The sequence below is a fragment of the Pedobacter frigoris genome (genome assembly GCF_032678645.1).
GTDB classification, from domain to species: Bacteria; Bacteroidota; Bacteroidia; order Sphingobacteriales; family Sphingobacteriaceae; genus Pedobacter; species Pedobacter frigoris_A.
This window is the reverse complement of the sequence record NZ_JAVTSP010000001.1, coordinates 1,092,144-1,104,439: the sequence shown is the minus strand read 5'-3', so window position 1 is coordinate 1,104,439 and position 12,296 is coordinate 1,092,144. Positions and strand designations below refer to the sequence as shown.

Here is a 12,296-nt window from a genome sequence, read left to right as displayed (position 1 = left end):
ATCATGGATATACAATTCTATTATCCCAGATGGGGTTCTGAAAACAGCAGCTGGGGCGACTTTTGTTACCAGGTGAAACGGGCCGGGTATCACGGTGTTGAGGCCCCTGTTCCTGAAGATCCAGAAGAACAGCAAGTGATTTTCGAAGCACTTAAAAGTAATGGCTTGCGACTGATAGGCCAATATTATCAATCTTTTGAAAAAGATTTTGAAGCACACAAGGCTAATTATACCAAACAGTTATATGTGCTTGCTATGGCACAACCCGTAAAGATTAATGCGCAAACCGGGAAAGATTATTTCAGTTTTGAACAGAATGCAGAATTGTTTGCCATTGCTGATATCATCAGCGAGGAATGCGGTATTACCATTTCTCATGAAACGCATCGCAACAAAGCATTGTTTGCAGCACATGTAACGCATGACTTTTTAAAGAAGTTGCCCGGTTTAAAGCTAACCGCTGATTTTTCCCATTGGTGCAACGTAGCCGAAAGTTTACTCGAAGACCAGGAGGAAGCCCTTGTGCATGCCTGCAAAAAAGTGGAGCATATTCACTCAAGAGTAGGACATACACAAAGTGCACAGGTAATAGATCCACGTTTACCCGTATTTAAGAATGAATTGGACGCACACTTGAAGTGGTGGGATGCAATAGTGAAAGCGCATAAGGATCAAAAAAAGGAAGTATTGACAATTACCACTGAGTTTGGTCCGGCACCTTACATGGTTCATTTGCCTGTTACCGATATGCCTGTTGCCAGTCAATGGGATATCAATTTGCACATGATGCATTTGTTGAAAGAGAGATATTGCAAGTAAAGGGCTTGTGATAAAAAATAATAGTTTTTATAGACCTTAAAATAATTGTGATGGGAAATTTAAGTTTTTCTAAGGATTTATCAGATTATGGACAACCAATCAGTGCCTTATTTGATCAGCCAAAAACTGCAAAGGAATGGGAACCCTACATGCTGACTGAAGAACAGGTAGCATCTTTTGAAAAAGAGGGATTTGTGAAAGGGATCAGGATTCTGACTGAAGAACAGGTGGATCTGCTAAACGGAGAACTTGTGAAGCTTCAGGCCTTGAACGAAGCGGATAAGCAACTATTTTATCATTATGAAAGCAATGAGTCAGAAGATCCGGATAAAGTGCTTTTTCATGCGATTGGAGCATGGAGGCTGACACCCGGGTTTCATGATTTATTATGGGCACCGGCATTTCGGATGGCTGCCTATCAATTGCTTGGGCAATCTTTTAGAATTTTCCACGATCAGCTGTTTTGCAAGCCAGCCAGACATGGAGGGGTAGTAGCCTGGCATCAGGATTTTTCTTATTGGACATTTACCAAACCGATGCACCATCTTACCTGCTGGATTGGCCTTGATGATGCCAATAAAGAAAATGGTTGTTTATATTTTGTTCCCGGAAGCCATAAATGGGGCTTACTTCCCATTACAGGATTAACAGGCGATATGGATGCGGTGAGAGGAGTATTGGATGAAGCGCAGCTGGCTGCATTTGAAAAACGGGTTCCTAATGAATTACCGAAAGGATACGGCAGTTTTCACCACCCGCTTACGATGCATGGTTCTTATGCCAATACATCGGATCGCCCTAGAAGAGCTACAGTAATTAATACCATGAGCTATGATACTTTGGGGAATACGGCAGGATATCATAGGCAGGACGCATTAAAAACATTTCCACCGATGCCCCAGGATCAATTGCTCAATAGTAAATTCTTTCCGCTTTTATTTGATGGAGATAAAGAACTGGAAGCATTAGGGAGAGAAATTCCTAAAGTTGATTATAGGAAATTGTATGATTCCACTATAAAATAATTGGCACCGCAAACGCTTTAAGATGAAACTTTTAATCTAGAATTCAAAAAATGAAACATTCTATTTTTGGCCTACTGATATTGCTTTTAAGTGGTCGTGTGGTTGCCCAGACAAACACGAATAACGTAAAGGAGGTGATTGTTGTATTCAAGACCCATTTTGATATTGGCTATACCGATTGGTCGGACAACGTTAGGTATAATTATGCCAATTCAATGATTGCGAGTGCCTTGAGTACTGTTGATAAATCAAAGCATTTGCCAAAAGACCAGCAATTCAAATGGACGATTTCGGGATGGCCAATGAAAGAAATCCTTTCAAAAGCGAAACCTGATGTTAAGTCAAGAGTGGAGCAGGCAATTAAAGAAGGAAACTTTTTAGTCCACGCCTTGCCTTTTTCTTTGGAAACAGAAGCCAGTGACTTGGAACCATTGGTACAGTCGCTGGGCTATGCTTCGAAAATAAGCAGGGACGCAGGTTTACCACTCGCAATAGACGCAAAAATGTCAGATGTGCCGAGCCATTCCTGGATCATGCCCACCTTATTGCATAATGCAGGAGCTAAATTTCTTCACATCGGTTGTAACCCTGCATCGAGATCACCGGAAGTACCGTTGTTGTTTTGGTGGGAAGGTCCGGATAAATCAAAGCTGATGACTTTCTATTACGGAGAATATTATGGAACAAGTCCGGCACCTCCAAAAGACTGGCCACACAAAACATGGCTGGCTATCATCCAGACCAATGACAACCAGGGAGCTCCTACGTATGAAGAATATAGAGCGAGCATTAAAGAAATTGAAAAATTGAATCCGGGTGCAAAAGTTCGTGTGGGCAGTATGGCTGATTTTTACAATACCATCATCAAAGAAAATCCAAAGCTGACTACAGTAAAAGGAGATATGCCGGATACCTGGATCCATGGATATATGTCGATGCCACGCGAAATGAAATCGAGCAGGGTATTGAGCAAATCGACTTTAAATCTGGAAGCTTTCAGTACACTTTCTTCCATATGGGGAAGGAAGCCCGAAGAACCAATTCATACCATTGTCGATCAATCTGTAGAAAATATCAATCTGTTTGATGAACATACCTGGGGTCTTGCAATGAGTCACGGACATTCCGGTTATTGGGCCTATGGTAAGGAATTTGAAAAACTGCGGGCTAAGGGATATTACGATGATATTGAATATTCCTGGAAAGAGAAAGGTAATTACATTACAGCTTCAGAAAAATTAATTCTTCCGACTTTCAGCAGGGAGCTGAAACGGTTGGCCGCATCGGTGAATGTAGCCGGCAATCGCATCGTAGTTTATAATCCGCTGCCATGGGAACGTAGCGATATGGTAACTGTTCAAACCGGAACTTCTTTCAAAAGATCATTGAAAAATATGGCTACAGGAGAGGTAGTCCCTATTGTTAAAAATAAAAATATTCTTCAGTTCCAGGCCAATCACATTCCGGCGATGGGCTATGCCACCTTCGTTTCAACAGATGAAGAGGCAAGTCCTTTAAAATCGAATCTTTCGTTTGACGCTGAAAAGGCAATGATAGAGAATGAGTTCTTTAGGATCACTTTCGACAAAGAAAGCGGTACCATTAAATCGCTGATCGATAAAAAATCGAATAAAGAAATGGTGAATTCGAATTCCGATTACAAATTCGGACAATATGTAAACGAACGTTTTGCTAAAACACAGACCGATAAATACGCTAAAGATTATATTAAAGCGGGCTGGGACTGGGCATATTCAGAATTGGGCCGAATCAACCTGGATGATACACCTTATAAGAAATCATCTGGTAAAGATGCAATAATTGAGTTTTCGAAAGATGCTTTGTCGGTTTCGGCTACGATGACTTTCAAGGCTGGGACGGATTTGAATCACAATTATTCAATGGTTTTTACTTTATATCAAAATAAGCCAGCTGTAGAGGTGATCTGGAGCATCAATGGAAAACCTGCCGAAGCCTGGCCTGAAGGTGGGTGGATTAGTTTTCCTTTTAACATTGAAAATCCACAGTTCAGATTGGGACGTTTGGGAGCCGTGCTTGATCCTGCTAAAGATTTTGTGAAGGGTACGAATTTAGATTACGGCTTTATGACCACAGGAGTTGGTGTTCTTGATAAAGGCAACCGGGGATTTGGATTAACTTCTCCTGACGTACCGGGCGTAAGTCTGGACCGTCCCGGACTCTGGAAATATTCAACTGATTTTGTGCCGCAAAAAGCGAATGTATTCTTCAACTTATACAATAATCAGTGGAGTACCAATTTTACAGAATGGGTAGAAGGTTCATGGAATGCAAAATTCTATATCTGGAGCATTGACCGTTATACTGATGGAAGCTCGATCGTAATTCCTTCAGAGGAGATCAGAAATCCCTTGATGACGGGATATACAGGAGGCGCCGCAGGAAATCAGGTAGTGAGTTCGAAGGGAGTTTCTGTATCTGAAAAGGGTGTTTTAGTCACTTTCTTTGGGAAAAATAGAGATGGTGAAGGCGATGTAATCCGTTTGTGGGAACAAAATGGAAAGTCAGGCCCTTGTAAGGTTACTTTGCCAGCTGGAAATAAATATAAATCGGCACAACCTTGTAATTTGAGGGGAGAAAAAACAGGATCTGCGATTTCTATTAAAAATAATGTGTTCGAAGTTAAGGTGAATGCAAATCAGCCCGTGTCGTTTATTTTGATTTAAAAAGCCGGGATCAGAAATAAAACTAACGATAGTTTCACCACAAATGAAAAACCAAACTATATAAACAGATGAAAAATAAAATTGTAATTCTTTGCCTTATTTTTTTTCAATTCCTAACTGCTGCTGCACAACAAATCAGTCTGAAGAGTGATGGGTTAAATCTCAATATATCAGCAAAAGGACAACTAACGGCATTGTCGAATTCCGTTTCGGGAAAAAACTATCTGGCTGCGGGAGAAAAAGCCCCTTTATTAAAAATCAGGGTTGATGCGGATTGGTATGAACCTACTGAAGCTATATTTAAATCGGGGATGATTACGCTTGTTTATCAACCGGCAAAAATCAGGGTTCAAGTGAAAGTGAACCAGAAGAAAACACATGTAACTTTTGAATTGATTAAAATCGATGTGAAAGACAAAGTGAATGCTGTTATTTGGGGCCCTTACCCAACAGTCATCAGCAAGACTATCGGAGAAGTGGTGGGCGTAGTGCGTGATGGGGAATATGCCATTGGCATTCAGGCGTTAAATCCAAAAACACTAGGTGGCGTTTTGAGTAATTCAGAAGGATCTGTTGAGGCTGCAGGATCTCGTGGTTCCACAGCTATTGCTCAATCCTATGGCAGCAGCTTGCAGGCTTTCAGTTTAGACCGTTCGAAAGACAGGAAATTAACAGTCTGGGGACGTCCAGAAATGCCGGTAAAGGCGATTGCAAATGAAACAACACTGGGTTCAAAAATTGCTCTTTTCGGTTGTGCTGAGCCTCAGGTTTTATCCCGCATCGGGGCAATTGAAGTGGCAGAAGGTCTCCCTCACGCCCTCATTAATGGTGTTTGGTTTAAACAATCGCCCGAAACAGGAAGAGCCTATTTGATTTCGGATTTTGATGAAAGCACGGTCGATGCTATGTTAGATTATACCCAGCAAGCAGGATTGGCTTCACTTTATCACGAAGGTCCTTTCCAATCCTGGGGACATTTTATTTTAGATCCAAAGTCATTTCCGAATGGAATTGCCGGTATGAAAGCCTGCGTGGATAAGGCGACGAAAAAGGGCCTCCGGATCGGTGTACATACTTTGAGCACATTCATTAATACCAATGACCCTTATGTAACGCCAATTCCCGATAAACGTCTTTCGGTGACAGGTTCATCCGAGTTGACCGAAAACGTGAGCGCAACTGCTAATGAAATACCGGTTGCTTCAGATCAATATTTTAAGAATATTAAATCCAGCACCCTGCATGCTGTAAGAATTGGGGACGAAATCATTCGTTTCAGAGAAGTTTCGTCACAGGCACCTTATAAATTACTGGATTGCCAGCGCGGGATGTATGGTACCAAAGCATCGGGCCATTCAAAAGGGGAGATGGCGGGAATGCTGTTCGATTATCCCTATAATACCCTTTTCCCTGATTTTGAACTGCAGCAGGAAATTGCAGGAAACCTGGGGCGTTTCTTTAACGAAACCGGAGTTTCCCATATGGATTTTGATGGACATGAGGGCTGTTTGTCATCCGGAGAGGGCGATTATGGCATTCAGATTTTCGCCGATAAAGTTATCAAAGACACGAAACATACTTTAGTTAACGGGACCAGCCGGTCCAGCCATTATTACTGGCACCTTTGTCATTATTGGAACTGGGGAGAACCATGGTATGGTGGGTTTCGTGAATCTCAGGGAGATTATCGTTTAGAAAATCAACCCTTTCTGGAACGGAATTATATGCCGAATATGCTGGGATGGTTTTTACTTTCATCTACTACAACAGTTGAAGATATTGAATGGATGATGGCAAGGGCCGCTGGTTATAATGCAGGTTTCGCATTGGTAGCACGGTATAAGAATCTTCAAAAAAATCCGAATACGAGTCAGCTGCTGGCTTTGGTTAAACTTTGGCAGGAAGCCTACAGATCGAAAATTTTCTCAGCCGGGCAAATTGCAAGGTTGAAAAATCCGCAAAATGATTTTCATCTCGAAAAATCAGGTCAGAGCTGGAAACTATATCCGTTTCAGAAATACGAATTTGCGCATGAGAAGAAAAACCTCCAACCCGGGGAACCTACATTTTCGCAATGGGAGTTTGTCAATAAGGAAGTTGAGCAGCCACTTAATTTCACGTTGACGTTCATGGGCAAGGAAGGGAATATCACGAATCCATGGATTGAAATTGATGGTTATTTCAAATTGGAATTGCCAGGGGAATACGAAGCCGGAAATTCAGTTGTTTGTGATGGAACCAGTATTAAAATGTACAACAAAAAAGGAGGCTTCGTAAAAGATATTGTTTTGAAACAAACGATCCCAAGCCTTAAAAGCGGAAAGCACATTGTAAAATTTGACTGTAAGTTTCCGGAAGAAAAGGAATTGACAAACCGATTGATTATTAAAACAATAAGTAGTCCTGAAATCATAAATAGGTAATGAATATACAAATGAAAAAATATTACACATCGCTGCTAGCAATATCATTTGCTGTTGCAAGTACAGCACAAGTGAAAAATGGAGATGATAACATTCAGGCAGCAAAAGCAAAAAGTGAGGCTTATTTTCCTTTTGTGAAAAGCAAGGCTTTGCAGGTGATGAAAACAGGGGTCAATGCAGGAGATGGCTATCGTGAAGTATGGATACGTGATTACAATACTTTTATTGAATTGGCGGCACAAGTCATGAAAAAAGAAGATATCAAGGAGAATCTGCTGGTGTTTTTCAGAATGCAGGGCGATGACGGAAATATTATTGACGGTTATACGCCCAGAAAGGCTATCGGTGCAAATGAAACAGATTTTTCTTATTCAAAATTAGAACCGAGGTATGCTGCTCATAAAAATACAGTTGAGACTGACCAGGAAACTTCATTGGTACAAGCGGTTTACAAGTATATAAAACTGACAGGAGACCAATCGATTTTGACAGAAAATGTAGGAGATAAAACGGTAGCAAAAAGATTGGAATGGGCTATGGACTTCCTGATGCAACATCGGTATACCGAAAAATATGGTTTGATTACCGGTGCTACGACTGCCGATTGGGGTGATGTACAGCCAGAGGCAGGTTATGGAGTCGACATTGACGGGAACACACATGTTGCCTGCGATATTTACGACAACGCGATGTTTATTGTGGCTTTGGACAATATGGTAGAAATGGTGCCGGCAACCAAAACAAAATGGGAGAAAATCAAAAAAGACGTAGCTAAAAACTGTCGTAAATATCTCTGGGATGCCAAAAAGCAAAAATTCATTCCGCATTTGTATTTGAATGGATCTCCTTTTCCGGCTGATTTTGACGAAAACAACATCTTCTATTTTGGCGGGACGACCGTGGCGATGGAAGCAGGATTGCTGAGCAAGAAAGAGGTGAAAGCCTCACTGGACGAAATGGTCAAGAGAGTAAAGGAGGCAGGCGCACCCTCTATAGGATTGACACTTTATCCTCCTTATCCTGAAGGATATTTTGTGAACAAAATTATGAACCCGATCTACAGCTACCAAAATGGAGGAGACTGGACCTGGTTTGGTGGAAGAACGATTCAGCAATTGATCAAATATGGATTTGTTAAGGAAGCTTACGAACAGGTTCTCCCTATGGTGAAACGGGTGAAAGACAATAATGGTTTTTACGAGTGGTATTCGGTAGATAACAAACCAAAAGGATCGGGTACTTTTAGAGGAGAGGCCGGAGTGTTATATACAGCCATTACCATGTTTGAAAAAGTAAAATGATCATTTAGCAATGGAGGTTAGACCTATGAAATTGAATTTTTTTATCATGATAAGAAGGCTAATAATTGCGCTGATAACATTCCCATGTTTCTTATTTGCGCAATCAACAAATTCATTATTGCAATATGTTGACCCCAATATCGGTACAGCACATTGCCGTTGGTTTCATTATGCCCCTGGCGCTTTTCCTTTTGGGATGGCTAAGCCCGGCCCTTCAACCAATGGGAGTTTGGGCAATGCCAGTGGTTGGGAAGCTACCGGTTATGATTATCGGGATGAATCGATAGAAGGTTTTCCTAATTTTCATGAATTTCAGGTAGGAGGTATCGTGTTTGCACCCATTACAGGGCAATTGCAAACCGTTCCAGGTAAAGCCGAAAGCCCTGATGAAGGTTATCGCTCCAGGTTTGACAGGAAAGATGAAGTAGCCACTGCAGGTTATTACGCTGTTTTGCTGAAAGATTATGGTATAAAAGCCGAAGTAACGGCAACGCCACGTGTTGCTTTTCATCGTTATATATTTCCTGAAAATAAGCAATCGCACATACTTTTTGATGTTGGAAATAAGCAGGGGGAAAGCGGTGAGGTAAAAGACGCAAAAGTAGTGCTTACTGCTGATGGCCGTGTTGAAGGTTTTGTAACTACGCTACCGGTTTACGTGCAAAAATATCAGCCAGGTGCCGAGGTAACGATGTTCTTTTCGGCAGTATTAGATAAAAAGCCAAAATCATTTGGTGTATTCAGGGGAAAAAAGGTTACTGCAGGTAAAAATGAACTGTCAGGAAAAGGGGCAGGGCTATACCTCACATTTGATACAAAAGCAGGTGAAAGCGTCACCATAAAGGCAGGTCTTTCTTATACCTCTATTGAAAATGCTAGGTTAAATCTAACTACAGAAGCTGAGCAATTGAAATTTGACGATGCAAAAGAGAAATCGGCAACAGCATGGAACAATTACCTCGGTAGAATACAAGTTGAAACACCTGTTTATAATGACAAAGTGAAATTTTATACTGGTCTCTATCATGCCTTACTGGGTCGTGGACTGGCCAGCGATGTGAATGGTGCCTATCCGAAAAACGATGGTTCAGTTGGACAAATACCATTGGATAAAAACGGCAAGCCACTTCATCATCATTACAACACAGATGCGATTTGGGGGGCGTTCTGGAATCTGTCTCAATTATGGGTCCTCGCTTATCCTGAATATTATTCTGATTGGGTAAAAAGCCAGCTATTGGTCTATAAAGATGCCGGCTGGCTGGGAGATGGTATTGCCAATAGTAAATTTGTTTCGGGTGTGGGAACTAATTTTGTAAGCCTTGCCATTGCCAATGCTTACAGCTCAGGTATCCGTGATTTTGATATTAAGTTAGGTTATGAAGCCGCACTTAAAAACGAACTCGATGGGAAAAACCGACCTTTTGGAGCTGGTAAATCAGATGTTGCCCAATTTGTAAAAAATGGATATGTAGGTCATTTAGACAAGGGAAATGGAGGAAGTGAAACATGGCAGTTCTCGGCTTCTCATACACTTGAATATTCTTTTAGCGGTTATGCTGTTGCACAATGGGCGAAATTATTAGGCAAGAAAAGAGATTACCAGCAATTGATACAATTATCGAAAGGCTGGCAGCACTTGTTTAATCCGGAACTTAAATTGATACAGCCCAAGCTGGAAAACGGAGCATTTATAGCCAACTTCAATCCGTCTAAACCCTGGAGAGGTTTCCAGGAAGGAAATGCATGGCAATACACTTTTTACGTTCCCCATGATCCTTTGACACTCATTGCTAAGGTTGGACGCAATACATTTAATTCACGCCTTGACAGCGTTTTCCGTACCGCACAAAAAAATGCTTTTGGCGGAGGCAAAGTGATCGATGCTTTTGCCGGTATAGAAAGTTTATACAATCATGGCAACCAACCCAGCTTGCACACTTCATGGTTATTTAATTTTTCTGAAAGGCCCTCTTTAACTCAAAAATGGGTAAGGGCCATTTGCAATGAATTTTATGGTGTAGAAGGCATTCACGGATACGGCTATGGGCAGGACGAAGATCAGGGCCAGTTAGGTGCGTGGTACGTGATATCAAGTATGGGATTGTTTGATGTGGCAGGTTTAACGGATAGTAAGCCACAACTGGGTTTAGGTAGTCCGCTGTTTACTAAAATTAAAATCAAAGGCAATAAAAAATATTACAGCGGAAATGATTTTGAAATTGAAGTGAAGAATAATAATGCCGAAAATATGTATGTGCAATCTTTTACCTTAAATGGAAATACATTACACAAACCTTTCATTCCACTAAGTGCTGTACAAAAGGGAGGTAAGTTGATCATTGAAATGGGGAAAGAACCAAAAGACCAATATTAGAAATAACTGCTAATTAAATAATTAATCTATTGAACTTAAAAATCAAACTCCTTATAGCCGGTATTGGCTTGTTAGGTTTTCAGTTGAGCCAGGCTCAGGTTGTTGGTCCAAATCCTAAGACTACCGACGTATGGACTCCGGATAATGGGGATGGGACCTATAAAAATCCTTTACTGTGGGGCGACTGGCCGGATCCCGATTTCATAAGGGTAGGCGACGAATTTTATTTCGTTTCTACCAGTATGCACTATGTACCTGGTTGCCCGATACTGAAGTCGAAAGACCTGGTGAACTGGGAAATGGCAGGTTATGCTGTAGATCAATACAATGAAGATCCGCGTTACAATCTGCAAGGCGGCGACCGCTATCTCAGGGGTTCCTGGGCGGCAACGATCCGGCACCACAACGGACTGTTTTATGTAGGTTTTTGTACACCAAACTGGGGTAAAGAAAAAGGCAATTTTTCCATTTGCACTGCGAAAGACATCAAAGGTCCATGGACCAGAACCATTTTTCCTGAATATTTATACGATCCAGGTTTGTTTTTTGACGATGACGGTAAAGTGTACGTAGCACATGGACAGCAAAAACTCTTTATCACTGAATTAAATGCCGATGCATTGTCCGTAAAAACGCCACAAAAGGAAATCTATGATAACCGGAGTTTTCCGTATCTGGAAGGTTCACATATGTACAAAATCAAAGGTAAATATTATCTCTTAGGTTCTACAGGAGGGACAACGGGTCGGCAGGTTTGTTTGCGTGCGGATAATATTTATGGGCCTTATGAATCCAAGGTTGTGATTAACGATGATCATACTTATCCAGGTAATGGTTTGCATCAGGGAGGAATGGTAGAACTTAAAGACGGTTCCTGGTGGTTCATCATCATGCAGGACCGTGGACCAATAGGTCGTGTTCCAAGTTTAGAACCTGTGGTTTGGGTAGATGGTTGGCCAATGTTGGGCGTAAACGGTAGAGGAGTAGATAGCCATAAAAAACCAAATGTTGGAAAAACCTATCCAATAAAAATTCCGGCAACATCTGATGAATTTTCTGCTTCAAAGCTGGGCTTGCAGTGGCAGTGGAACCATAACCCGGATAATGCAAAATGGTCTTTAAGAGAAAGAAAAGGATATATGCGTTTGCATGCTTCTTTTGCCGATGATTTAACTAAAGCACGCAATACACTTACCCAGAGGGTACAGGGGCCAGTTTCGAGAGGTGTGGTAGAAATGGATGTAGCTGGATTGAAAGATGGTGATGTTGCTGGTTTTGGTATTTTTCAATCGCCCTATGCTTATATCGCTGTTAGAAAAGAGGGCGGTAAGAAAACATTGGTAATGGTAAATAATGGCAAATTGATCGATAGTCTAGAGAATATTAAAGCTGACAAAGTATGGATAAGTGCAAGCCTAACGCATATTGGTTTTAAAGCAAATTTCTCGTATAGCCTGGATGGGGACAAATATATCTCATTTGGTAATGAGCTGAATATGGGCCTGGGTTTAGACTGGACTGCCAATCGATTTGCGCTATTTAACTATAGCACCAGCAAAGAAGGAGAAGGTGGTTATGCCGATTTTAATTGGTTTAGGTTTAAAGGAAAAAGTGATTTACAAGAATAAAAGTTTAATATGCTTAGA

At 41.3% G+C, this 12,296-nt stretch carries 7 protein-coding genes; all 7 read left to right on the top strand.

What is annotated here, in order from left to right:
- Nucleotides 1-3 precede the first annotated feature (3 nt).
- On the top strand, nt 4-819 hold the full coding sequence (locus tag R2Q78_RS04835) for a sugar phosphate isomerase/epimerase (RefSeq protein WP_316789397.1): 816 nt from the start codon (nt 4-6) through the stop codon (nt 817-819).
- Between the two features lie 50 nt (nt 820-869).
- Nucleotides 870-1,844, top strand: coding sequence for a phytanoyl-CoA dioxygenase family protein (locus R2Q78_RS04830; RefSeq protein ID WP_316789395.1), 975 nt, complete (start codon nt 870-872; stop codon nt 1,842-1,844).
- A 50-nt stretch (nt 1,845-1,894) separates the two neighbouring features.
- A complete protein-coding gene (locus tag R2Q78_RS04825) occupies nt 1,895-4,549 on the top strand; it encodes a glycoside hydrolase family 38 C-terminal domain-containing protein (protein ID WP_316789393.1) in 2,655 nt (884 codons plus the stop codon).
- Between the two features lie 68 nt (nt 4,550-4,617).
- On the top strand, nt 4,618-6,972 hold the full coding sequence (locus R2Q78_RS04820; protein WP_316789391.1) for a hypothetical protein: 2,355 nt from the start codon (nt 4,618-4,620) through the stop codon (nt 6,970-6,972).
- A gap of 11 nt (nt 6,973-6,983) precedes the next feature.
- Entirely contained in the window at nt 6,984-8,273 is a 1,290-nt protein-coding gene (locus R2Q78_RS04815; protein WP_316789389.1) for a GH36-type glycosyl hydrolase domain-containing protein, read from the top strand.
- Between the two features lie 46 nt (nt 8,274-8,319).
- Complete coding sequence (locus tag R2Q78_RS04810) at nt 8,320-10,650, top strand: GH92 family glycosyl hydrolase (RefSeq protein ID WP_316789387.1); 2,331 nt, start codon at nt 8,320-8,322, stop codon at nt 10,648-10,650.
- Nucleotides 10,651-10,679: 29 nt separating this feature from the next.
- Entirely contained in the window at nt 10,680-12,278 is a 1,599-nt protein-coding gene (locus R2Q78_RS04805; protein ID WP_316789385.1) for a glycoside hydrolase 43 family protein, read from the top strand.
- The last annotated feature ends 18 nt before the right edge of the window (nt 12,279-12,296 follow it).